This window comes from Sandarakinorhabdus cyanobacteriorum (genome assembly GCF_002251755.1).
GTDB classification, from domain to species: domain Bacteria; phylum Pseudomonadota; class Alphaproteobacteria; order Sphingomonadales; family Sphingomonadaceae; genus Sandarakinorhabdus; species Sandarakinorhabdus cyanobacteriorum.
Genome location: NZ_NOXT01000089.1, coordinates 1 through 22,996, shown reverse-complemented (window position 1 = coordinate 22,996; position 22,996 = coordinate 1). Strand labels below are relative to the sequence as shown.

The 22,996-nt window shown below is 64.2% G+C and carries 16 protein-coding genes; 8 read left to right on the top strand and 8 right to left on the bottom strand.

Annotated elements, in window-relative coordinates; all coding sequences use genetic code 11:
• The first annotated feature begins 21 nt into the window (after positions 1 to 21).
• The 4 genes from CHU93_RS04845 to CHU93_RS04830 are packed head-to-tail and all read left to right on the top strand — an operon-like array spanning position 22 to position 2,940.
• Complete coding sequence (locus tag CHU93_RS04845) at positions 22 to 441, top strand: protein tyrosine phosphatase family protein (RefSeq protein WP_094473021.1); 420 nt, start codon at positions 22 to 24, stop codon at positions 439 to 441.
• The gene (locus CHU93_RS04840; protein WP_094473020.1) at positions 441 to 821 is read left to right on the top strand and encodes a hypothetical protein; all 381 of its coding nucleotides are present in this window, start codon (positions 441 to 443) and stop codon (positions 819 to 821) included. Before CHU93_RS04845 ends, CHU93_RS04840 begins: the two co-directional genes overlap by 1 nt.
• Positions 818 to 1,726, top strand: a complete 909-nt coding sequence (locus CHU93_RS04835) for a sterol desaturase family protein (protein ID WP_243375228.1) — start codon at positions 818 to 820, stop codon at positions 1,724 to 1,726. The genes CHU93_RS04840 and CHU93_RS04835 overlap by 4 nt, the downstream gene beginning before the upstream one ends.
• Positions 1,723 to 2,940, top strand: coding sequence for a nitroreductase family protein (locus CHU93_RS04830; protein ID WP_094473019.1), 1,218 nt, complete (start codon positions 1,723 to 1,725; stop codon positions 2,938 to 2,940). The genes CHU93_RS04835 and CHU93_RS04830 overlap by 4 nt, the downstream gene beginning before the upstream one ends.
• A gap of 56 nt (positions 2,941 to 2,996) precedes the next feature.
• On the opposite strand, the gene CHU93_RS04825 is transcribed toward CHU93_RS04830, so the two are convergent.
• The 3 genes from CHU93_RS04825 to CHU93_RS04815 form a co-directional block, all read right to left on the bottom strand.
• A complete protein-coding gene (locus tag CHU93_RS04825) occupies positions 2,997 to 4,562 on the bottom strand; it encodes a DEAD/DEAH box helicase (protein ID WP_094473018.1) in 1,566 nt (521 codons plus the stop codon).
• Between the two features lie 173 nt (positions 4,563 to 4,735).
• A complete protein-coding gene (locus tag CHU93_RS04820) occupies positions 4,736 to 7,645 on the bottom strand; it encodes a TonB-dependent receptor (protein ID WP_094473017.1) in 2,910 nt (969 codons plus the stop codon).
• A 215-nt stretch (positions 7,646 to 7,860) separates the two neighbouring features.
• The gene (locus CHU93_RS04815; protein ID WP_094473016.1) at positions 7,861 to 8,298 is read right to left on the bottom strand and encodes a hypothetical protein; all 438 of its coding nucleotides are present in this window, start codon (positions 8,296 to 8,298) and stop codon (positions 7,861 to 7,863) included.
• Positions 8,299 to 8,499: 201 nt separating this feature from the next.
• Here CHU93_RS04815 and CHU93_RS04810 point away from each other — a divergent pair, with 201 nt between their 5' ends.
• Together CHU93_RS04810 and CHU93_RS04805 are read left to right on the top strand one after the other, a co-directional pair.
• Positions 8,500 to 9,906, top strand: a complete 1,407-nt coding sequence (locus tag CHU93_RS04810) for an FAD-binding oxidoreductase (RefSeq protein WP_094473015.1) — start codon at positions 8,500 to 8,502, stop codon at positions 9,904 to 9,906.
• A 102-nt stretch (positions 9,907 to 10,008) separates the two neighbouring features.
• The gene (locus tag CHU93_RS04805; RefSeq protein ID WP_094473014.1) at positions 10,009 to 10,767 is read left to right on the top strand and encodes a SapC family protein; all 759 of its coding nucleotides are present in this window, start codon (positions 10,009 to 10,011) and stop codon (positions 10,765 to 10,767) included.
• Between the two features lie 99 nt (positions 10,768 to 10,866).
• On the opposite strand, the gene CHU93_RS04800 is transcribed toward CHU93_RS04805, so the two are convergent.
• Positions 10,867 to 11,196, bottom strand: a complete 330-nt coding sequence (locus tag CHU93_RS04800) for a hypothetical protein (RefSeq protein WP_094473013.1) — start codon at positions 11,194 to 11,196, stop codon at positions 10,867 to 10,869.
• 174 nt (positions 11,197 to 11,370) lie between these two features.
• On the opposite strand from CHU93_RS04800, the gene CHU93_RS04795 reads away from it, so the two are divergent.
• Positions 11,371 to 13,455, top strand: coding sequence for a TonB-dependent receptor (locus CHU93_RS04795; RefSeq protein ID WP_094473012.1), 2,085 nt, complete (start codon positions 11,371 to 11,373; stop codon positions 13,453 to 13,455).
• A gap of 184 nt (positions 13,456 to 13,639) precedes the next feature.
• Here CHU93_RS04795 and CHU93_RS04790 read toward each other — a convergent pair whose 3' ends face one another.
• From CHU93_RS04790 to CHU93_RS04780, 3 genes are all read right to left on the bottom strand, one after another.
• Positions 13,640 to 14,536 carry an N-formylglutamate amidohydrolase gene (locus tag CHU93_RS04790; RefSeq protein WP_243375231.1) on the bottom strand — a complete coding sequence of 299 codons (897 nt, stop codon included), beginning with the start codon at positions 14,534 to 14,536 and terminating at the stop codon, positions 13,640 to 13,642.
• Positions 14,537 to 14,780: 244 nt separating this feature from the next.
• On the bottom strand, positions 14,781 to 16,046 hold the full coding sequence (locus CHU93_RS04785; protein WP_094473011.1) for a type II toxin-antitoxin system HipA family toxin: 1,266 nt from the start codon (positions 16,044 to 16,046) through the stop codon (positions 14,781 to 14,783).
• On the bottom strand, positions 16,018 to 16,365 hold the full coding sequence (locus tag CHU93_RS04780; protein ID WP_094473010.1) for a helix-turn-helix domain-containing protein: 348 nt from the start codon (positions 16,363 to 16,365) through the stop codon (positions 16,018 to 16,020). Before CHU93_RS04780 ends, CHU93_RS04785 begins: the two co-directional genes overlap by 29 nt.
• Before the next feature lie 457 nt (positions 16,366 to 16,822).
• Here CHU93_RS04780 and CHU93_RS04775 point away from each other — a divergent pair, with 457 nt between their 5' ends.
• Entirely contained in the window at positions 16,823 to 17,677 is an 855-nt protein-coding gene (locus tag CHU93_RS04775; protein ID WP_243375226.1) for an HNH endonuclease, read from the top strand.
• 23 nt (positions 17,678 to 17,700) lie between these two features.
• Here the strand turns inward: CHU93_RS04775 and CHU93_RS04770 are convergent, their stop codons facing one another.
• On the bottom strand, positions 17,701 to 22,791 hold the full coding sequence (locus CHU93_RS04770) for a RecQ family ATP-dependent DNA helicase (RefSeq protein ID WP_207759224.1): 5,091 nt from the start codon (positions 22,789 to 22,791) through the stop codon (positions 17,701 to 17,703).
• Positions 22,792 to 22,996: the final 205 nt, after the last annotated feature.

Here is a 22,996-nt window from a genome sequence, read left to right as displayed (position 1 = left end):
CGACCGGCCTAAGTTTTGACCATGTTCATTCCCATCACCTCCACGGTTTCGGTTGCGCCGCAGATCAGCGCCGACGATGTGGCCGCCGCCGCAGCTCAAGGCTTTCGCACCATCGTCAACAACCGGCCGGATGGCGAGAGTTTCGATCAGCCTGCCGGTGCCGAAATCGCCGCGGCCTGCGCTGCGCAAGGCCTTGATTATGTGGCCATTCCTATCGACCATACCGGCTTCAGCCTGGAACAGGTCGAGGCCATGGCCGCAGCCTTGGCCAACGGGCCGGTGCTGGCCTTCTGCCGTTCGGGCACCCGCAGCTGCAATTTGTGGGCGCTGGCAGCAGCCAAGGGCGGCATCGCGCCCGCAGAGATTGTCGAGGCCGCAGGGCAGGGCGGCTACAATGTCGCCGGCCTGATGCCGTTGCTCCGGCAGCTCGCTGGCGCCTGATGGACCGCATCGGCCTCCTCGGCTTTTCGGTGCTGGGTGTGGCCGTGCTGGTGCTGCTCACGCGGCTGTTGGGCTTTGCCCGCGCGCCCCGCCTGGCCAATCGGCAAGCTGCGGCCGATCTGGCACAGGCGGCGATTCCGGGCCTGATCGTGGCCGAAACCGCGCTTTCGGTGGACGCTTCGGCGGCGCTGGTGGCCGCCACCGATGGCCGGGTGGCGCTGGTCCGCCCCTTTGGTGACCGCTTTGTTGTCCGCCTGCTCGATCACCCGCTGGTCAGCCGCGCCGGCACGGTTTTGCGCATCCGGCCCGATGAGCCGATGTTCCCCGAAACCGCGCTCGATCTCGGCCCGGCGGCCGGCACCTGGGCGGCACGGCTGTGAACTGGACCAACCTGCCCGATCCGGTGGCCTTCGCCATCCCGGTGTTCGTGCTGAGCATCATCATCGAAGTGGTGGCGGTGCGGCTGGGCTGGCGCGGCGATTATGATTGGCGCGACACCGGCACCAGCCTCGCCATGGGTCTGGGCAACACCATTGTCGGCGCCCTGCTGGCTGGCACATCGGCTGGCATCGCGCTGTGGGCCTGGCAATATCGGCTGTTCGATGTGCCGATGGGCTGGGCCAGTTTTGCGCTGTGTTTTGTGCTGGATGATCTGGCCTATTACTGGATCCACCGCGCCGGCCACCGCATCCGCTGGGCCTGGGCGGCGCATGTCATCCACCACTCGTCCCAGCACTACAACCTGTCCACCGCGCTGCGGCAGACGTGGAGCGGGCTGTTCGGCCTCACCTTCATCATCAAGCTGCCCCTGTTCATGATCGGCTTCCCGCCGGCGCTGGTTGCCTTTTGCGGCGGCCTCAACCTCATCTATCAATTCTGGATCCACACCGAGGCGATCGGCCGGCTGCCGCGCTGGTTCGAAGCGGTGATGAACACGCCGTCGCACCACCGGGTCCACCACGGCACCAACCCGCGCTATCTCGATCGCAACTATGCCGGTGTGTTCATCATCTGGGACAAGCTGTTCGGCACGTTCGAGGCGGAGCGGGATGACGAGCCGGTGCGCTATGGCATCATCAAGAATCTCGCCACCTTCAACCCCTTCTGGGTGGCGATCCACGAATGGGTGGGCATCGGCCGTGATCTGCTGAAGGCGCGCAGCCTGCGCCAGGCGTTGCTGGCGGCCTTTGGCCCGCCGGGGGCCTTGAGCGGCGATACGGCCGATGTGATCCGCGCGCGCTGGGAAGCGCAAGCCGCCCGCGCCGTGGCGCATCCCGCCGAATGAACACACCCAGCCGCCGCCAGCTGCTGTTCGGCGCCGGCGGCCTGGCGCTGGCCGGGCTTGGCGGGCGCGCCTGGCAACAGGGCCTGTTCGGGGGCGACAATCCGGCGCTGGCCGCCTGGGATGATTGGTCCAGCGGGCGGCTGATCGGCCCGTTGAAGCTGGTCGGCGCCGGGGTGCTGGCGGCCAGCCCGCACAACACCCAGCCCTGGTCGTTCGCGGTCGGCCGGCTGGGGGTGGATATTTTCGAAGTGCCCGGCCGCCATCTTGGCGCCATGGACCCGTTCGGCCGCGAACGGCTGGCCGGGCTGGGCGCCGCCATCCACAACATGGCGCTGGCCTCCACCGCGGCTGGCCGGGCGGCGCGGGTGCGGCTGCTGCCCGATCCCGGCAATCCCGCCCATGTCGCCCGCATCGTGCTGGGCCCAGAAGGCAGCGGCCCGCCGCCGCACCGGCTGTTGCCCTTCATCGGCCGCCGTCATACCCACCGGGGCGCCTGGCGCGGCGGCGGCATCGCTGAGGCCAAGCTGGCGGCGCTGCTGGATTTTCCGGCCTTTACCGATGTGCGCGTTGCCCTGTTCACGCCGGCCAGCGCCCGCGGGCAACGCTTTGCCGCCCTCACCAGCGATGCCACCGCCGCCATTGTGGCCGACACGGCGATGATGGCTGACAGCCACCGCTGGATGCGCCACGAGCGCCGTGATGCGATGCGCCTGAAGGATGGCCTGACCATCGCCACGTCGGGCGTGTCACCCGTGCTGGCCAATATCGCCGCGCTGCTGCCGGAACAGTCAGCCGCCAGCGAGGGTGAATATTGGCTGGCCAACACCAGGGACAATCAGCTCCCCACCGCCTCGCTGTTCGGCCTGATCCTCACTCCCAACCCGCACGACCGGCGCAGCGCCCTGCTGGTCGGCAGCGCCTGGCAGCGCCTGCACCTGAACGCCACCGCCGCCGAGCTGGTGGCGCAGCCGCTGAACCAGCTGCCGGAAATGGTCGACCGCGAGCGCCAGCTTGGCCAGCCCGCCCGCTTTGCCGGCCAGACCGATGCCCTGCTCGATGATCCTGCCTGGCGGCCATCCTTCGCCTTTCGCCTCGGCCTCGCCGATGGCCCTGCTCCGTCCGCGCTGCGCCGCCCGGTGAGCGAGGTGATCGGCTCGCCGGCCCGGCTGGAATGGGAAGTGGAACAATGGCGCGCCGCCGGCGGCGCGTTTTGAACCGCGCGGCCTGAGCGCCCGCGGCCGCCGGGCGCCAGATGCGAATGCCTGCTGGCCTATTTGGCGGCCTGGCGGATCGGCCGGGCGAGGAATTCGGGCACGCCTTCCGGGCCGAAGCCGATGAAGGCTTCGCCATCATCATCGTTGCGGTGCCGGTTGGGGGCCTGCGGGGCGAGCGCGCGATAGCTGGCGAGCGGATCGCGGCCGGCGGGGGCGCGGCGCGGTGCGGCCTCGCTGCGCGGTGCCGGCTCGCTGCGCGGGGCACGCTCGGCGCGCGGCTCTGAACGCGGTCTGGCGGCCTTGGCCGGTTCGCTGCTGGCCACGGCAACAGGCGCGGCATCGGCTTGCGTCGGGCGTTCGGGCCGCTCGCCACGGTCACCGCCACGGCGCTTGCGATCACGCTTGCGCTTCTCGCGCGGGGCGCTGTCGGCAGCGGCCTCTGCCGGAGCCGGGGCGGCCGGAGCAGGGGCAGCCGGCGCCGAGGTGGCTTGCGCTGCTGGGGCTGAGTCGCCGCCCGTCCAGCGGGCGATCTTCTGGCGGGTCAGCTTTTCGATGTTGGCCAGATTCTCCGCGTCGTCGGGCGTGGCAAAGCTGTAGGCGGTGCCGGTGCGGCCGGCGCGGCCGGTTCTGCCGATGCGGTGGACATAATCATCCGGGTGCCACGGCATGTCATAGTTGACGACGTGGGAGACGCCGGGAATGTCGAGCCCGCGCGCCGCGACGTCGCTGGCCACCAGGATGGTGATGGCGCCCGACTTGAAGCGATCAAGCTCGCGGATACGGTCCGCCTGTTCCATGTCGCCGTGGATCTGGCCAACCGGCAGGCGGGCGCGCTTCAGGCTGTCGGTCAGCTCGCGCACCGTGGTCTTCTTGTTGCAGAAGATGATGGCGGTGGTCACATCCTCCTGGCGCAGGATCGAGCGCAGCAGCTCGCGCTTGTCGCGGCTGGGCGTTTCCACGATCCATTGGGTGATGTTGGTGTTGGTGCTGGCGGCGCGGGCGACCTCGATGCTCTTTGGGGCATCCATGAACTGGTCCGCCAGCTTCTTGATCGGCGGCGGCATGGTTGCCGAGAACAGCAGGGTCTGCCGGGCCTTGGGCAACTTGGAACAGATGGTCTCGATATCGGGGATGAAGCCCATGTCGAGCATGCGGTCGGCTTCATCGATGACCAGCATGGCACAGCCGGAGAGCAGGATCTTGCCACGGGCAAACAGGTCCATCAGCCGGCCCGGCGTGGCGATGAGCACATCGACACCCTTTTCCAGCGCGGCCAGCTGACCGCCCATCGAAACGCCGCCGATCAGCAGCGCCATCGAAAGCTTGTGGTTCTTGCCATATTTCTCGAAATTCTCTGCCACCTGCTGCGCCAGTTCGCGGGTGGGTTCGAGGATCAGGCTGCGCGGCATCAGGGCGCGACTGCGGCCTTCGGCCAGGATGTCGATCATCGGCAGCACGAAGCTGGCGGTCTTGCCGGTGCCGGTCTGGGCAATGGCGATGATATCCTTGCCCATCATCACGGACGGGATGGCCTGGCGCTGGATGGGCGTGGGCGTGTCGTAACCGCTGTCTGCAACGGCGCGCAGCAGGGCATCAGAAAGGCCCAGATCGGAAAAGCTCATCTTGTTCCTGTGAAAGCAGCCGCTATCCGGCTTGCATGCGGCCATGCGGGCGGAGCATCAAAAAGTCAATGGGTGCGGTTGGGGGTGCGCTTGGGGAAGGGGCGCACCGGCACGGCCCCAAATGGAAGGGGCGGCCATCGCTGGCCGCCCCCCTGGTTCACAATTGCCGCTGATCAGAAGCGGAAGCCGGCCGCCACACCATAACGCCGCGGTTCCAGCGTGAAGATGTTGGTGAACAGGCCCGACGACTGGTCGGTGACATAAAGGCCGGTGACGGCGTTGTTGTTGGTCAGGTTCTGCACAAAGGCGCGGACATACCATTTGTCGTCCTTGCCGTTGAACTGTGCCTGGGCGTTGACCACCGTGAAGCTCGGCACCCGGTTGATCGCACCGTTGAAGATGTTGCCAAAGCTTTCGCCGGTGTGGGCAATATCGACGCGCGGGATGAAGCTCATGTCATCGCCCACCGGGAAGGTGTACTGCATGCCGGCCGAGAACTTGTACTGCGGCGCCTGCGGCAGCTGGTTGCCGCGCAGATTCTGCAGCACGCCTTCCGGCAGCATCTGGAACTGGGTGCCCGTGCCCAGCGCCTGCAGCACGCCGCAGAAGCTGAAGGCGCCGCCCACACCAGCCGGCAGACCGCTGTCGGCCGGGAAGTCGGTCGGTGCGCGCAGGCCGGCGCCGGCCCGCAGGCCGGGGATCAGGCCGGCGTTGATGGCACCATTGGCCTGGGCAACGAAGGCGCGGGTGGCCGCCTGGCCGCCGGCACCATTGTTGACCACGGCGCAGTTCGAGCCGTTCGAGATATCCTTGACGATCACCGCATCGCTGCGGTTGCCGGCCGGATTGCGAGGGTTGGCCAGGAACTTGTCGGTCGAAACCCGGGTGTGCAGGTAGGAGGCGTTGAGGTTCACCGCCAGGCGACGCGTCGGCTGGATGATGAATTCGCCTTCCAGACCATAGACTTCGGCATCGACGTTGTCGTTGACCGAGGTGCGGGCGGTGATGCGCGACAGCTGCAGGCCCTTGTACTTGTAGTAGAAGGCCGTGACGTTGGCGCGCAGGGCACCATCGAGGAAGCTGTTCTTCGACCCGATTTCAAACGCGTCGATGAATTCCGGCGTGAAGGTATCCGGCACCGCGAAGATCGGCTGCAGCGGCGGGTTGATGCCGCCCGACTTGTAACCGCGCGAGTAGGAGAAATAGAGCAGATTGTCGTCGGTGATCTGCCAATCCATCACGAAGCGGCCGGTGACTTCCGAGAAGCTGACGTTCCGGTTGGAGAAGGGCTGGATGCCGGCGCGGTTGGGATCGCCGTCAAAGCCTGCGGCAGCCGGCGAATTGAACACGCTGCCGGTGGTGCCGAACGGCACGAAGAAGCTGGCCAGGGTGGACCGGGCCGAAACAAACTTCTTGTCGTTGTTGTAGCGCAGGCCGGCGGTGATCTTCAGATTGTCGGTGAGGTTGTAATAGGCTTCACCGAACAGGCCATAGCTTTTCAGCGTGTAGCGCGCCGTGTTGTTGCGGAAGAACGGCGTGCCCAGATAGCCGCCGTTGGCCGCGCCCAGCACACCGACCAGATAGTCGATGCCCCAGCTGTTCACATAATAGCTGTTTTCCGGAAGCACGGTATCGACATAGATACCGCCGATCAGGAAGTTGAACTTGCCATCCCACTGCGAGGAGATGATGCCTTCCAGGGTCTTGCCGCGCACGATCTGGTTGGAACGGTCAAAATCCTGCGGGGTGGAGAAGCAGTCGCGGAAGCCGCCATAGGCGCCCAGGCCATTTTCCACCGGCTGCGAGGTGCAGAAGTTGGCGCCGCTGCTGACCGCGTTCACGACATTGGTCAGGCCCGGGATCGCCGCCGAGAAGGCGCGGGCGGTGGCCAGCGCGCTGTTGGCCACGGCCGGGTTGAACACGCTCTGGTTATAGTCGATCGAGCTGTCGACCGCGTTGCGTTGGTACATGCCGGTCAGCTGCGCCTTGATGCCGCCGAAGTCATGCTGGATGCGCAGCATATATTGTTCTTCTTCGGCGAAATATTTCGGCGTGTAGTCGGTGCGGATCTGGCGCACGTCGGCCGGGTTGGTGTGGCCGGCATAATTGTACGGGTCAGGCGCATAAAGGCTGCCCAGACCCAGCGCACCGAAGGCGGCGCCGCCCTGGGTGGTCAGGAACTCGCGGCTGGCGAGCGTGCCGACAAAGGTGGAGTTGGCGTTGATGAAGCCATTGTCACGCCGGCCCGGCAGACAGCCCAGAACGCCGGTGGGATCGGTCTGGCACAGCTGCTTCTGGTTGCGGTTGCGATCATCACTCTCGCGGAAATAATAGGCCATGGCATCGACCGTGGTGTTCTCGGTCGGCTGCCAGCGGATGCTGCCGCGGATGGCATAGAGATCGCGGCCGTCGATGCGGGTGTTGTTGAACACGTTGGTGGTGAAACCATCGCGGCGCAGATAGGTGCCGGCGACGCGCACGGCCAGCGTGTCGCTGATCGGCAGGTTGAACATGCCCTTCAGGCGCAGCGAATCGAAATTGCCATATTCGATTTCGCCGGCGGCATGGATGGCATCCATCTTGGGCTTGGCATTGACGAAGTTGACCACGCCGCCGGTGGCGTTGCGGCCGAACAGCGTGCCCTGCGGGCCGCGCAGCACTTCGACGCGCTCCAGATCGAAGAATTCGGCTTCGAACAGGCGGGTGGCGAACAGCGGCATGCCTTCGGAGTGGATGGCCGTGGCGCTGTCGCAGGTCACGCCGACGCACAGATCGCCGATGCCGCGGATGGTGAAGCTCGACCCGGTGAAGTTGCCCTTGGTGAAGGTGATGTTGGGCAGGGTGAGCTGGATGTCGAGCGGGTTGTTGATCTGCAGACGGGCAAGGGCGGTGGCGTCAAAGGCGGTCACCGCGATCGGCACGTCCTGCAGGCTCTGCGCCGTGCGCTGCGCGGTGACAACGATTTCCTCGATCCCGGTATCCTCTGCCTGGGCCGCCTGCTGGGCAAGCGCCGGCACGGCCAGCATACCGATGATGGACGCACTGGCCACCAGGCCGGCACGGAATCCAGACACAATTCGCATGTTCTTCCTCCCCAAAAACCCAAGACGGCCGGACCTTTGCGCTGGGCTCTGCTGGCCCGGTCCTGTGCTCGTGCATCACGCCGTGTGAACGGCTTTTGCTGCAATCATCAGTTTGGACAGGAGGGGACGAGTTTGTCCAGCGATGGCGGGGGTTTGCCGATGCCGCAGCCATGATGTGCCCGGCGGCTGTGGCGCTGCTGCAACATTGGCGGCGGTCAGCGGCGCCCGGCCTTGGCCTTGCCGGCCGGCATGATGGAGGCGATGGCGCATTCCCCGCCCGAACGCGCCCCGATCACGTCACGGCCGGCGCACAGCTCGCCGGCCTGTTTCTGCTGGTAATAAAAGCCCTGATAGAAGGACAGCGCCGGGCATTCCTGCGCCAGATAGAGGCGCCAGCGCCGGCCGCCCTTGAGCGTGAGTTCAAGGGCGCGATCGCCAAACAGCTGCGCGGCGGCGATGGTGTCGATGGCGATACAGCGCTTGCGGCCGGCGCGGGGCACCTTTCCGCGCGGCAGTGCGGGGGGCACGGCGCCGCCTGGCCGCACCGGCACCCGCCGCCAGGTCTCGCCATCGAAACTCTGCAACGGGGGCGGCGGCGGCGCGCGCCGATCGGCAGCAGCCGCACTGGCTGCGATGCCCAGCAGCACCGCCATCAATCCCGGTTGCCAGCCCGTTCGCCCGATCCGCAACGCCTGCTCCTTGCCCCCAACAGCATGGGCCTGCCCGACGCTGTGCCAGGGTGCCCCCACCCTGGCCCGGATTGGCCCTTGTCCTCCCTGTTGCCGGCCAGTTGAACATCGGCTGAATGATGGCAAGCCTGTTGCCGGCACGCCAAAGCCTGTAAGCATGCCGCCATGCCTGCCAGCCCTGCCATTGATCCTGCCGCGCTCACCGCCCTGAAGGCCGCCGCCGGCGCGGACTGGACCGACGATGCCGATCTGATGGCGCCGCGGCTGGTGGATTGGCGCGGCAAGCTTCGCGGCGCGACGCCCCTGATGCTGATGCCGCGCGATACGGCGGCATTGGCCGGCATGGTGACGGTGGCGGCGGCGCATCGCATCCCGCTGGTGCCGCAAGGCGGCAACACCGGCCTGGTGGGCGGCGGCATCCCGCCGGCCGATGGTTCGGCGGTGCTGGTCAACCTGTCACGCCTGAACCGCATCCGCAGCCTGGATGCTGCCGGGCAGTTGGTGACGGCCGAAGCCGCGGTGATTCTGGCCGATCTGCACGCTGCGGCCGAGGCGGTGGGGCTGATGTTCCCGCTGTCGCTGGGGGCCAAGGGATCGGCCACGCTGGGCGGGCTGGCGGCCACCAATGCCGGCGGCGTGCAGGTGCTGCGCCATGGCACCATGCGGGCGCTGGTCGCCGGGATCGAGGCGGTGCTGCCCGATGGCAGCATCGTCAACGGCCTTTCGGGCCTGGTGAAGGACAACACCGGACCCAATCTGGCCCAGTTGCTGGTGGGTGCGGAGGGCACGCTGGGCATCATCACCGCCCTCACCCTGAAGCTGGTGCCGCAGCCGCGCCACCGTGCGGTGGGCTGGGCCGGGGTGGCCAGCCCACACGCGGCCCTGGCGCTGTTGCAGGGCCTGCAGACGTTGAGCGGCGGGCAGGTGGAGAGTTTCGAGCTGATGCCGGCCGATGGGGTGGCGCTGTCGGCCGCGTTTCTGGGCCAGGCGCCGCCGCTGGCCGGGGCGCATGCCTGGCAGATCCTGGTTGAACTGGCCGGGCCGCAGCCGTTGGCGGAGCTGCTGGCCGAAGGGCTGGCGGCGGCCGATGATGCCGTGATCGCCCAATCCGAAGGCCAGGCGCGGGCGCTGTGGCGGCTGCGCGAGGAATTGCCGCTGGCCGAACGCCGCGAAGGGCCGGCGGTGCATCATGACATCGCCGTGCCGGTGTCGCGCCTGCCGGATTTCGCCCTGTCGGCGACAGCGGCGGTGGAGGCGGCCTTTCCCGGCGGCCGGGTGATCGCCTTTGGCCATCTGGGCGATGGCAATCTGCATTTCAACGTGCGGGCGCCGCGCGGGGAGGGGCCGGATGCCGGAGCCGCCTGGGTGGCGGCACGGGGCGCCGGCGTCACCCGGCTGGTGCATGATCTGGTGGCGGCAGCGGGCGGATCGATTTCGGCCGAACATGGCATCGGGGTGCTGAAGCGGGCCGATCTGGCGCGGCTGGGTGATCCGGCCCGGCTGGCGGCCCTGAAGGCCATCAAGCATGCGCTTGATCCGCAAGACATCATGAATCCGGGCAAGCTCTATTGATCACTGCCTTGCGCCCTGCCGGTCCGCCCATTAGGAAGGCGTGCATTCTCGCAATTTCCATCAACAAACCTGCAACTCCAGTCAGAAAGAACCTTGGGTATCATGGCCACTCAGCCCCCCGCCAACCAGCTGCCGCTCTTCTACAACAGCCTGGCGCCGCTTTCGTCGCAACTGCACCCGACGCATGGCCTGAAGCCGCGTTCGGATCTGGGCTTCACCCGTGGCACCCACGCCATCCCGGTGACGGTGGACGAATTCCCGCTGGTGCAGCGCCACTATCCGATCGTGTTCGGCGTGGGCGACAATCCCGCCCCGCTGGCGCTGGTGGGTCTGCAGGAAGGCGAAAACCTGTTCCTGGGCGCTGATGACCAGTGGGAAGCCACGGCCTATGTGCCGGCCTTCGTGCGCCGTTTCCCGTTCATGCTGGCCCGGCTGACCCCGGAATCGCAGGAACTGTCGCTGTGCTTTGATGATTCGTCGGGCATCGTGGTGGAAAATGATGGCACCCCGCTGTTCGAAGGCACCGAGCCGAGCGAAACCACCAAGGCCATCCTGCAGTTCTGCGAACAGTTCGAACAGGCCGTGATGCGCACCCGTGGCTTAATGGAAGAACTGACCAAGCTGGACCTGCTGATGGACGGCGAAGTCTCCATCCAGCGTGATGGCCTGGCCCAGCCGGCCGTCTATCGCGGCTTCCGCATGGTTGACGAGCAGAAGCTGCAGAACCTGCGCGGCGATCAGGCCCGCAAGATGGTGCAATCCGGCATGATGGGCCTGGTTTACGCCCATCTGTTCAGCCTGTCGCTGATCAGCCCGCTGTTCGAACGCCAGTTCGCCGCCGCCAGCGCCAAGGCGGCCTGAGGCTGGAGGGGCGCTGTCCCGCGGCAGCGCCCACCCAACAAGAAACGGGCGGGGGCCAATGGCACCCGCCCGTTTCGTTTGTGCGGCGATTGTGGCTGATCAGGCGATGGCAAGCGCGCCATGATCATCGCAATGGCCCGCATGCACATGGTGCAGGCGGCCATCGACCAGATAATCGATATGATTGCCATGCGGCACCGCCTCGTGCCCGCAGCCGGGGCCGTGGACATGGCCGCAATTGTGCGGGCTGGTGCAGCCGTCGGGGTTGCTGGCGCTGATGCCGATCACATGTTCATCAACATGGTCGCCATGCACATGGTGCAGATGGCCATCGTGCAGATAATCGACATGGCCATCATGGGCGACGGCGGTGTGCCCGCAGCCCGGGCCGTGCTGGTGGGCGTGATCAGGGTGGGTGTGGCAGGCCATGCAGTGGCTCCCTTGTCGCGGCGGCGGGTGGCCACCGATTGTTCACATATTCTGCTTTTTGGGAGGGCGGGGCCAGTGAACAGCGAGCAATGAGACGTTATCGCCTGACTTGACGTGATATAAAGTAACATCTTATGGGGCGGCATCCCCCCAGTTTCCGAAGGACCGTCCGCCATGACCAAGCCGATTTCGTTCGTCGCCCTGCTGTTGCTGTCGGCCATGCCGGTGGCCGCCGAAGAGGCGCCTGCCGACCGTCAGCATGGTGAACAGGATCCGGAAATCATCGTCACTGCCCCCTATGCCCGTGACCGCAAGCTGGTGGCCACGGCGATTTCGGTGCTGTCGGGTGAGGATCTGCAGCGCCAGACCCGTTCCACCATCGGTGAAACCCTGGCGCGCCAGCCGGGTGTGACCAGCAGCTTCTTTGGCCCCAACGCCTCGCGCCCCATCCTGCGCGGTCTCGACAACGAGCGGGTGCGGGTGCTGACCGATGGCATCGGCAGCTTTGACGTGTCCAACACCTCGGTCGATCATGCCGTGGCGGCCAATCCGCTGCTGGCGGACCGGGTGGAAATCGTGCGCGGCCCGGCGGCGCTGCTCTATGGCTCGGGTGCCATTGGCGGAGTGGTCAACATGCGCGATCTGCGCATACCGCGCGAACTGCCCGACGGCACGGTGCATGTCGATGCGGTGGCCGGCCTCGCCAGCGCCGCCGAGGAGCGCAATGTCGCTGCCAGCCTGAATGCCTCGCTGGGCGGCGGCTTTGTCGCCCATGTGGATGCCAGCATCTTCGGCTCGGGCGATTATCGCACCGGCGGCTTCATCTTTGGCCGCGAGCTGCGCAAGGAGGCGGCGGAGGAAGGCGGCGAGGTGGCCGAGGAGGCCCAGGCCCGCGGCCGCGTGGACAACACGTCGGCGCGCACCTGGGATGTGGGCGGCGGCATCGCCTGGATCGGCGAGGGCGGGGCCAGCTTTGGCCTGGCCGTGAGCCACCTGGCCAACCGTTACGGCATCCCCAACACGCTGGAGATCGAGCATCACGATGACCATGCCGGCCACGACGATGATCATGACGAACATGCCCACGAAGACATCACGCTCGACATGCGGCAGACCCGCGTTGATGTGCGCGCCAGCCTGCCGCTGGGCGGCCCCTTCAAGCAGCTGAATGTGCGCGGCGGCTGGGCCGATTATCAGCATGACGAGATCGAGGACAATGGCGAGATCGGCACCAGCTTCTTCAACAAGAGCTGGGAAGGCCGCATCGAGCTGGTGCAGGAAGCGCGCGGCGGCTGGCAGGGCGCCAGCGGCGTGCAGTATTTCAGCCGCAATTTCCGCGCCGTGGGCGAGGAAGCCTATATCCCGGCCAACGAAACCCGCCAGATCGGCCTGTTCACCCTGCAGGAACTGGATCTGGGCCAGGTGCGGCTGGAAGGCGGCGCGCGCTATGAGCGTGCCAATGTGAAATCGGCCATTGTCGGTCGTGAGCGCCGCTTTGACTCCTTCTCGCTGTCGGCAGGCGGCTCGGTCGATCTGGGCGGCGGCTTCCGTCTCGCCGCCAGCCTGGCCCGCACCGAACGGGCGCCGTCGGCCGAGGAATTGTTTGCCAATGGCGCCCATGCCGCCACGCGGGCGTTCGAGATCGGCAACCTCAATTTCCGCACCGAACGCCAGTTGGGCGCGGAGGCCGTGCTGCGCGGCCGTGGCAGCGGCTGGCGCATCGAACTGTCGGCCTTCCTCAACCGCTTTGACAATTATATCTTCCTGTCGCCCACCGGCGCCGAGGAGGACGAACTGCCGGTGTTCCAATATGCGCAGGCCGATGCGCGTTTCTATGGCTTTGAAATCGAAGGGGCCGTGAAGCTGGCGCAGCTTGGCCAGACCCGCATCGATCTCACCGGCATGCTCGATTACACCCGCGCCGATATCCTGCGCGGCGGCGGCGCCGTGCCGCGCATCCCGCCGCTGCGCATGATCGGCGGGGTGGAAGCCAGCGGTGGCGACATCGGTGGCCGGCTGGAGCTGGAACATGTCACCCGCCAGGACCGGATTGCCGGTTTTGAAACCGAAAGCCCGGCCTTCACCCTGGTCAATGCCAGCCTGAGCTGGAAGCCGTTCGGGCCCGACAGCGCCACCAGCGTGATCGTGCAGGCCAACAACATCTTCGATGTGGAAGCCCGCCGCCACAGCAGCTTCCTGAAGGATGTGGCGCCGCTGTTCGGCCGCGATTTCCGGCTGTCGATCCGCACCGCCTTCTGATCGGGGAAAAACCGGCCCGCTGCTCTTGAAAAGCGGCGGGCCGCCCCCAAATCATGGGAACGGCGGCACGGTCTTCCCCCCTCAAGCCCCTGCTGCCCGTGGCAATGCCTGCCACTGTCCCCGATGGGCTTTTCGCCCAGACCCTGGCCGCGCCGGTTTCCCCCACCGGCGCGGCCTTTTCGTGTCATTCGGCCGCCGTGGCCCAGCCCGGCTGCCCGGAAAGCTGGGGCCAGCTGGCCACCAGTTGCTGCACCAGCGCTGTCAGGCTGGCGCGCACGCGCACCGCACCGCCGGTGAGGATCAGCCGGTGTGGATCGAGATAAAGGCTGCGGCAGATTTCGATCTGCACGGCGTGGATGCCCGCTGCCGGCCGGCCATGATGATGGGTGGTATAACCGCCTGCATAGGGATGGTTGCGCGCCACCCGCCAGCCGGCGCGGCGGAAATGATCCTCGATCGCCGCCATGATGGCCGGGTGGGCCGCCAGGCCGTGGCAATCGCCCAGCACGATCTGCGGCGGCCGTGGGCCCTGCGGCTGCGGCATGCTGTGCACATCCAGCAGCAGCGCCGCACCGTGCGCCGCCCGCGCGGCGGCCAGTTGGGCTGCGATCAAGGCGTGCCAGGGCCGGTGATGGCCATCAAGCCGCCGCTGTGCCTCGGCCGGGTCGAGCCGGCGGGCATAAATCTCCTGCCCCATCGCCGCCAGCCGCGGGATCACGCCCAGCCCGGCCGCCACGCGCGGGCCGGGTGTGACCGGCAGCGGCAGCGGCCCGTCGAACAAGCCGGGATCAAGCTCGTCGGCGGCGCGGTTCAGGTCAAGCCAGCTGCGGGCATGGGTGGCGGCCAGCACCGGCACGCCGGCAATGCCATCCAGCAGCGCATCGACCAGCGCATCCTCAGCCCGCCTGAGCTCGGCCAGACTGAGCCTGGAGGCTGCCAGGAACGCCGCCGGATAATGGCGCCCGCTGTGCGGGGAGGTGACCAGCACCGGCCAGCGGCCATCGCCATCGCCAGTGAGGCGCCAGGGCGGCGGGGTGGAGGAGCGCATGGCCATCCCCACCACTGCTACGCCAGCCGGCATGGCCACGCAAAGCTTTGTCTTTGCCGCAGGCGGCGGCTGGAATCAGGCTTGCCAAGCCCGGCAACTGCCACTAACAGGCGCTCTCGCGTGGACGCGTAGTGTGTTGACATCGCAGGGGTCGCAGGTTCAATCCCTGCCGCGTCCACCATTTTCCCCTATAAAATCAAGATGTTCTGAGTAGCCTGTTGGCCGCTGTGCCGGCACGCTCCGGTGGAATTCCGGTGAATGCGCCTGGAACCCGGTGTCAGACTCTTGCCGTCAGCACCTGTGCCATCTGATTCACATGTGCATCAATGCGCCCCAGCACCAGGTCAGGCACCAGTGAGCGTTCGGGCAAGGTCCACCAGGTGGTCTGCACTTGCTCGAGGATTTCGGCGACGGTCTGCAGAACAGCCGGCTGGGGCAGACGGGCCCGGTGGGCAAAATGACGCCAGCGATCCAGCGTCAGGCCCTTGAAGGCGCGTTCGCCGCCGAGCGATAGCGCCATGCTGTCGCCAGGGATATAGGGCACGGTCGATAGCACATCGTAGATCGGCGCGAGGGCTGGTGTGGTGCCATCGCCGCGATAGATGAGAGACCAGTTCTTGAGGTGCATGTCGCCGTTTCCGGTGATGGCGGCCAGTGCCAGGCGACGGACAAATTCAAGTGCAGCCGGCAGCGAGACCGCCGTGGTCAGCGCGGCGGCTATGTCATGATAGGCAGCCCCTTCATATTTTTGCGACGGGTAGACACCAAACACTTGGGCGAAGTCCTCAATGTGGATGCGCCCTCCGTTCTCGTCGCGGTCGAACCGTTTGATCAGCAACACCTTGCCGTCGGCCAGCGTCTGGAAATCCTCCGGGATCCCGTCAAAATCGGCCCTGTCGACCAGTTCGCGCTCCGGCACGTCCATGCCAATGGCCGCTGCTAAGGCCAGATTGGCAAACTCGTTCTCGGACACGCCTGGAAACACCGTCGACGGAAACTTCGCTATATACTGGCCTTGGCCGTCCGCCAGCGGCAGGGTCAGGCCGCCGCCTTTGCCGTTGTTCTTCATCACCGAGAGCTTCATCTGGACGCCAGCGAGCGAGAAACGGGCCTTGCGGCCCGGCCCGGCCGGTTGGGCGAGGGCAGCTCCATCGCCACCGCTTGGCAAGCACCGCACGGCGCCAGGCAGGTCAGCTCCTAGCGCAACCAGCAGATCGAAATCATTGCCGGGTCGCACCTGGTCGGCGTGATGGCGTTCCATGGCCTCCCGCAGCTTGTCCTCAGGCAGCAGGTTGGCGAAGAACGCTGGCAGTGCCTGGTGAACAGGTTTCAGGTCGTTGCGCAGGCCGCCGGTGGCAGACCGCAATGACAGACTGAGCACTGGGTTGCCGCCATTGGCTCGGTAGGCCTGCTCAAGACTGAACGCATGATAATCGCCCAGCGTGCGGATTAGCGTGCCGACCTTTTGATCGCCAAGGAACACATCCAATGACCGGATATCGATCCGACGGGCGTCAGCCCATGCCAGCGTCCGGTCCTTCATCCGGTTCGGCTACGAAGGCTGGCTGATCATCGTCGTCGCTCTGCTGCAAGAGTGCCCGCACGGCTGGCATCAGCGACTGCGGAATCAGCATCACTTCAAGGCCCACAGCCCGCGCAATGTTGAGCAAGGTGGACGTCCTAGCTGCTGCAATGCCCTTTTCGATATCGCGAAAGCGAGGCCGAGTGATTCCGGCCAGATTGGCGACCTGCTCCTGTGTAAGGCCGGCTGACCGCCGTGCTTGGGCGATCTGTGCACCGATGTCCTGCAGCGCCGGGTCATGATCGACGGCATTGCGCCGAAGGGATAGTTCGGGATTCATTGCCGGCAAGCCTTGCCAACTCGGTTCCCCTTGTCAATAGCGATGATCCGTTTACAGATCATATTCAAGCCAATGATCCGCCTACAGATCGTTCATTGCACTCTCTTCGATTTTCTTTTCGCCCAGACAGCGTCCGATTGCAGTGAGAACTTGGGCGATGTCAAAGGCCGTTCATTGGGGTGTGCCCGGGCTACCCATTCGGTATCCGCGGCCTCCACGAGTCCTCTCCACTTGAAATGATGCCAGATCCCCCTCGTTCCAAAACGATACATTTTCCGGGTCAGGGTGATTTGGCCGGGGATCGATTGAATGGGTCCGCCGACATATCTGTGGACAATTTGAATATTCACGAGATTGAAGCTAACAGGGTCTGATCTCCACAGACCCAACCAAAAAGGTAGTAGCGGTAGCAAAGCCTCGCGTATTACGCTCTTCACGTATGGCATTCGGCATATTCATGCACCGCGCCGACTCTGTCTATGATGACAAGCCGGCAGAACGTTATCAATTTCCGCGACAGTATCTGAGCCGTGCATCCCAGTTTGTGGGAGACTGGATCATTTACCTTGAGCCGACGAAGGTACCCCGTTCCCGAGGCTATTTTGCGGTCGCCAAGGTTGAGGCAATCGTCCCCGATCCAGCAGTGCCAAGCCGATACCTAGCGTTGATCGAACCTGGCTCTTACCTCGAATTTCCGAATCCTGTTCCATTTTCAGGACCGGCGGGCGTCATCGAAAAGGGTGTCCTGAATGCCCAGGGACGTAACTCCGGGCGGGCACAATCAGCCGTCAGGCCAATCTCACCGCAGGATTTCAATGCAATCCTCAGCTTGGGCCTCGACGACGACACCCCTCTGCTTCCGCGGATTGGTTCTGAGCCAGTTGCAACAGTTTTGGATGAGCCAAGGTCCCGGATAGCGCGGCTGAGCTCTCGTATCGTTCGGGATCGCGTGTTTCGCAAGTTGGTATTGCGTGCCTATGATGAGCGCTGTGCTGTCACCGGGCTAAAGCTGATCAACGGTGGGGGTAGAGCCGAGGTCGAGGCCGCACACATTCGTCCGGTCGAGTTCAATGGCCCTGATGATGTTCGCAACGGAATCGCACTGTCTGGCACTGTGCATTGGATGTTCGACCGAGGTCTTATCAGCCTGCAGGACGATTTGGAGATCATGATCTCACGACAAGCCAACGATGTTTCAAGTATCCGCGCTCTCATCAATACCACAGGCCGGGCTCGCCTGCCGGCCAAGGCACACCAGCATCCTCATCCGCTGTTCCTGCAGTGGCACCGGGAGAATTGCTTCAAAGCATGAACTGGGTCCACCAGCTTGTTGGGTCAACTCTCAGGTTCGAATGTTAGCTCTGGCAAAACCAGCTCCCATGAGTCGCGGCGCAGGAGGTGCGCAAACTCCTCTTTTCCATCCTCTTTGCGGCGAAGGAGTATCGCGGCCACACGGCCGCTCCGGAACTGTGTGCGTTTCGGAGGGGTGAAGGCATTTGCGAGGCGTCCCAGGGTGCGACCTTGGCGATCCTCCATAAGCCAGCGGTCGGCAACACGGCGCAAATGGACCGGATCGCCAGTTCGTGCCGCTTCTATAGCAGCGAGGGAGGCATCCCCCTCCTTCAAGCGACCCGCATAAGACAAGTCCACCAAACCAGGGTTGGCCGAAACATGGTGGAGTTGAGCACGAGGAATGACACTCGTGTCGGGCCTGATGGTGCGGGCCAGAACGGCTTCCTTATCGGCGCGTAAGAACGGATGAGCACCGTTCGTCATGACGGTCAGACTGAGCTTGGCCCTAGTCATTGCCACGTAAAACAGCCTGCGTGGCGCATCGCGGTCCTCTTGGGATGAGGTGCGTTCCCATCCTCCATCCAGGATCACAACGTGATCAAACTCCAGGCCTTTGGCCCGATGCGCGGTGAGTAAGAGCAGCCCCCGCTGTTGGCCTCGCGCATCGCGCGCCCATTCACCGAACCATTGAACCAGGTCGGGCACCGGCCCTGGCTTATCACCAAGCTCGCGCGCCAGCGTTGCAATCCCGTCGCTGATCAAGTCTGTCCAATTGTTTTGCGGCTGAGCGCTCAGCAGCGAGCGCAGATCGGTGACCGATAGCATCCTATTGCGGTCGAGCATCAAGGCGCTGATAAACGACCGCATTTCACGCATGCGCCAAATGCTAGGAAGGCTCTCGTTGGCCATCTCGACATCGAGATTGAGCGCTTCAGCATAAGCGCGGACCGGTTCGAGTTGGCGCCAGTTCCGTGAGATGACGGCGCACCGCCGCCACGACCATTGGGGATCGAGACGTGACAACCTTACCAGTTCGTCGATTGCCGCGACGGCCTGGCCAGCATCGCCAAGTCCACAGTTCAAAAGTGTAACCCGTCCCCCGGCAACTGGATCGAGCGCTGCCATTGCACCGCCCGCCGGTGCCTTGGCCCGTTTCCGGTTCACGGAAATATCGTGACCGTGCTTCATCCGCGCCGCCGAGGGCGCGATGACGGCATTCGCTGCTGCAATGATATGAGCTGAGGACCGATAGTTCTCTGTCAACCACACGGGCTTCGCGTTGTAGTCCGCCTCAAAGCGGCGAATATACTCAACCGAGGCCCCCCCAAAGGAATAGATGTTCTGGTCGTCATCGCCCACGGCAAACAGGCTGATCCGCAGGTCTGGATCCTCTAGAGAACGGCCAGCCACGGCTCCTATCAGCGCATACTCCTCGGGGCCGATGTCCTGGTACTCGTCGACAAAAAGCCAGCGGAAGCCGGGGATCAATGTTTCTCGTAGCGCTTCGGCCTCCGGCTTTGATAAACCGTCCCCGCGCAATAGCGCCACAGCCTGCATAATGACGCCGTCAAAGTCGAACTTGGTGCCGCGCTCACCGGCGAAAGTCGCGCCAATGAGCCGCATAGCCATCGCATGACAGGTTGAAATCGTGACAAGTGCGGCATCGTCGCCGATAAGCTGCTGCAAGCGTTCACGGACTTCCACAGCAGCGTGTCGGTTGTAGGTCAGGACCAGAATGCCGCGCGGATCCTCACGCCGCACGCGTATGAGATATGCGATGCGGTGGACCAGAACCCGCGTTTTCCCCGAGCCGGGTCCAGCCAACACAAGCACATTTGTTTGATCTCGGTCGTCTTTGACGATCTCCTGCTGCACCGGATTTTCCAGAGCCTCAACGATAAGCTTCCACGAAGCGTTTGTGGTTTGCCTACGGAGCTCCGCCCCTTGTCCAGGCAGCCATCGCCTCAAGAACTCGTCGCGATCGAGAACGAAGTAATCCTCTGACAGGCGCTGAGCCTGCTCCATCGCGGAAAGACCGCGTTCCGCGTAGGCTGCCATCACATGGGTCTGGATCGTCTGCTCGGTATAATGCTCTTCAAGCGGAATGAAGTGTTGCTCGGTGAAACGCCCTCCCTTGGGGTTCAGGTGCACGGTCATGGCTGAGCGGAACAGCGTCAGCCCCTTGCCCAAAATGATCACCTGCCCATCGTGAAGCCACAACAGCGCGCGGTCCATCAGGCGGGTCATATCCTTCACGTCAGCGCGAAGCAGCACGTCACCGTTCAAGGTGGCGAGCAATTCACCCATCGTGGTTTGCACCTGGATGTCCTTCCCGCGTGTGCCCTTGGGCACCTTGGCCACGAGATGGGCTAACAGCCGTTGAGCGCCCTGCCTTCGAATGCGGGCTGTGCGCTCAACGGTCTTCCAAGATCGCTGTAGCCGCACCGAGATCGTATCTCGACTGATCTTGCGGAGCCCCAGGTTGCCTCGGCCGCCATCCTGATCCCGCCCGTCCTGTGCCATTCCGCGGAGAAGAGACTCAACCACATCAGGTCGCACCTGCGCATGGCCCTTGTCCCGCAAGGCGCTGCAAGCCGAAAGCAAGTGGAGGGGATAAGGTTGTTCCGTTTCGGCGTCTGGGGCCGCTTCTTGCATAAGCGCGATAAGGTCGGACTCCATGCTTGCTGCCTGTTCAAGCCGTCGAAGCGAGGAGTCCTCCACGCTGACGTGCACCATAACGGTGACCGCAGTGTCATTGCTTGCGATGCCCAGTGTTTCCAGATCCGCAAGAGCGCGGTGTAAGTCGCCCCCGGACAGTCCACAGGCACCTGTCAGGGCGTCGGTCGATATGCCCTCGTCCGGTGCCGCGTTGATCACGTGTTGGACTACGCTCAACAACTGCTTTTTGCGCGCACCGGTTATCTTGGCATTGTCCAAGCGCGCGGCTGCCTCTGCGACCGAGCGGACCAGAAGGGATGACGGGAAAACTTGGACTCTATTTTCTTCCCGAGCCAGCAGGGCTGATTCCTCTAGCCACGCCACGGCGGTCTTGACCCTGGTATCGTCGGTGGACTTGTCGCGCTCGAATTCCAGGTCCTTTTCCTCGCGGACAATTTCGCCCGAAGTTGCCACGACCTTGCCTGTCTTCATGCGTGCATCCAGTCGGCGTAGCGCCTTGAGGATTGCGCCGATCTCGTGCCGTGCCAGGCGCGATCGAGCGGAAAGACTGAACTGCTTCTCGACGTCTTCAGGCACAAACAGCAGCACGCAGTTGGCGGGCGCACGATCGCGGCCGGCACGGCCAGCCTCCTGCAGATAGTTCTCCAGCGAGCCTGGAATGTCGCCGTGAACGACGAGCCGGATATCTGGCTTGTCGATGCCCATCCCGAATGCATTGGTGGCCGCAATCACGCGCAACTGCCCAGTCCGAAACGCTTCCTGAACCTCGCGCTTCTTCTCGGCTGTCAGGCCGGCATGAAAATGGTCTGCAGCAAGACCCTGATTTTTCAGAAACTCGGCCACCTTCTCGGTGGCGCTGCGGGTCGCGCAATAGACAACAGCGCCCGACGCACCCTCGGGCGGCAGGTTCGCTTCGATTGCGGACAGGATGTCGTTCAGCTTCGTGGCCCGTTGGCTAGGCAGCACGGCAAAACACAGATTGGTACGAACGGCGCCACCATCAAGCAGGAGCAACTCTACCCCAACGCGCTTCAGGAAATGATCTTGAATGTCCCGCACCACCTCCGGCTTGGCAGTCGCGGTCAGACACATCACCGGGGGCACCTTCTCGCCTGCGAACTCCTTGATGAAGCGGCTGACGTATCGGTAGTCTGGTCTGAAATCGTGCCCCCATTTCGAAACACAATGCGCCTCATCCAGCACCCAAAGTCCAACCTCACGCTGTTGCAGCACTGAGCGGATCGAGGTGGAGCGTAGCTGCTCAGGCGAGATCAACAGGATGGATGCGTCGCCCATGCGAACTCTTTCAAGCGCATCATGACGCTCGGGCAGCGAGAGCATGCCATTGACGGTCACAGCAGAAGATATGCCGGCGCGCGCCAGCCCTTCGACCTGGTCAGCCATGAGCGCCACCAAGGGCGAGATGACGATAGTCAATGCGCCCGTCTTGTCGTAACGCGAGAGCGCCGGGATCTGATAGCAGACGGACTTACCCGTCCCGGTTGGCAAGATACCAAGAACGCTACGACCCGCCATCGCTTCTGCAACGATCCGCTCCTGCATGGGGCGACCCGTCTCATCTGCCGGCTGCGGCCTGAACTCGCTGAAACCGAACCAGCGTTCCAGTGCTTTCTTCGGGTCACTTTTCTCGGTGCACCAGCGACATGATGGGTCCGAGCAGTGGGTGTCGCGCAGGTAGCGAACAATCAGTGCCGCCTGTGGGAATTGCTTGCGCACCCAAGGCGGCATCACCGAGTCGCCGCCTGCAACGGATATCCAGGACAGCGCATAAGCCATGGGCCAAACGACCTTTCGATCAGAAAGGCGGCCAAGCGTCTGTTCCAGACTGCGTTTGCACACGATGTCTGCCAGCAGACGGATCAGAGCGGAATGAGCTGTTGCTTGATCGGGCGCCGGACCGCGCAAGTGCTGGAAAAGCGCATCAAAACCGCCAGATTGCTCGTCTCGCGATGTTAGAAAGTGGTAGACCAGCAAGATGTCTGGTGACTCTTTCCCTAGCTTTGCAAAGGCAGCGATCTGATCCTCCAGCAGCTGCAGTGCTAGCCTCGCATCCTGCTCAGGATCATTCACATGGCCGGCCTGCAGGCGGCCATCATGATAGTGTTTCACGAGCTGATGGTAGGGATTGCGCGGGAAGGCGAGGGGGTTCAGCCACAGAGTGTCGATCGGCGCTGCATGCAGATTGGCTAGCTGCGCTCTGTTGGCAACAAGGTGGGGGATGTCGTGGCCAAGGATGTTGTGGCCGACGATAAAATCAGCCCTTTTGCAGAAGGCTTCAAGTCGGTCGAGCGATCGATCGAGGCTGCCGCCATCGTGCCTGATGGCTGCATCATTAGTGACCGCAGCAAAATCGAAGAGACGCGCCGTCTTCGGATCAATTTCGAGATCCAGAGAGACGCAACGCGAAAGGAACAAAGAGGGATCGGAAATCAAGTGTACTCGTCTCTGCTGGCGAGTTCAGAACGCAAATTGGCCGGCAGAGGAGTGTACGGCCAGCTTCTCGCGAGCACTGGCTGGATCACGACAAACACTCATTGCTGCTCCCCTGATCATTGGAATGGCCAGTATTTGGCGCAAACACAACGACATGCAAGATTAGATGGGCACCTCCAAAAACCCCTCGCCAATAGCGGCCTGA

What these genes read in the sequence shown, in the direction of transcription:
- CHU93_RS04810 (WP_094473015.1), top strand. Translation starts at nt 8,500, where the DNA reads ATGCCTGCCAGCCCTGCCATTGATCCTGCCGCGCTCACCGCCCTGAAG.
- CHU93_RS04845 (WP_094473021.1), top strand. Translation starts at nt 22, where the DNA reads ATGTTCATTCCCATCACCTCCACGGTTTCGGTTGCGCCGCAGATCAGC.
- CHU93_RS04795 (WP_094473012.1), top strand. Translation starts at nt 11,371, where the DNA reads ATGACCAAGCCGATTTCGTTCGTCGCCCTGCTGTTGCTGTCGGCCATG.
- CHU93_RS04830 (WP_094473019.1), top strand. Translation starts at nt 1,723, where the DNA reads ATGAACACACCCAGCCGCCGCCAGCTGCTGTTCGGCGCCGGCGGCCTG.
- CHU93_RS04820 (WP_094473017.1), bottom strand. Translation starts at nt 7,645, where the DNA reads ATGCGAATTGTGTCTGGATTCCGTGCCGGCCTGGTGGCCAGTGCGTCC.
- CHU93_RS04815 (WP_094473016.1), bottom strand. Translation starts at nt 8,298, where the DNA reads ATGGCGGTGCTGCTGGGCATCGCAGCCAGTGCGGCTGCTGCCGATCGG.
- CHU93_RS04785 (WP_094473011.1), bottom strand. Translation starts at nt 16,046, where the DNA reads ATGAAGGACCGGACGCTGGCATGGGCTGACGCCCGTCGGATCGATATC.
- CHU93_RS04840 (WP_094473020.1), top strand. Translation starts at nt 441, where the DNA reads ATGGACCGCATCGGCCTCCTCGGCTTTTCGGTGCTGGGTGTGGCCGTG.
- CHU93_RS04780 (WP_094473010.1), bottom strand. Translation starts at nt 16,365, where the DNA reads ATGAATCCCGAACTATCCCTTCGGCGCAATGCCGTCGATCATGACCCG.
- CHU93_RS04825 (WP_094473018.1), bottom strand. Translation starts at nt 4,562, where the DNA reads ATGAGCTTTTCCGATCTGGGCCTTTCTGATGCCCTGCTGCGCGCCGTT.
- CHU93_RS04790 (WP_243375231.1), bottom strand. Translation starts at nt 14,536, where the DNA reads ATGCCGGCTGGCGTAGCAGTGGTGGGGATGGCCATGCGCTCCTCCACC.
- CHU93_RS04800 (WP_094473013.1), bottom strand. Translation starts at nt 11,196, where the DNA reads ATGGCCTGCCACACCCACCCTGATCACGCCCACCAGCACGGCCCGGGC.
- CHU93_RS04805 (WP_094473014.1), top strand. Translation starts at nt 10,009, where the DNA reads ATGGCCACTCAGCCCCCCGCCAACCAGCTGCCGCTCTTCTACAACAGC.
- CHU93_RS04775 (WP_243375226.1), top strand. Translation starts at nt 16,823, where the DNA reads ATGCACCGCGCCGACTCTGTCTATGATGACAAGCCGGCAGAACGTTAT.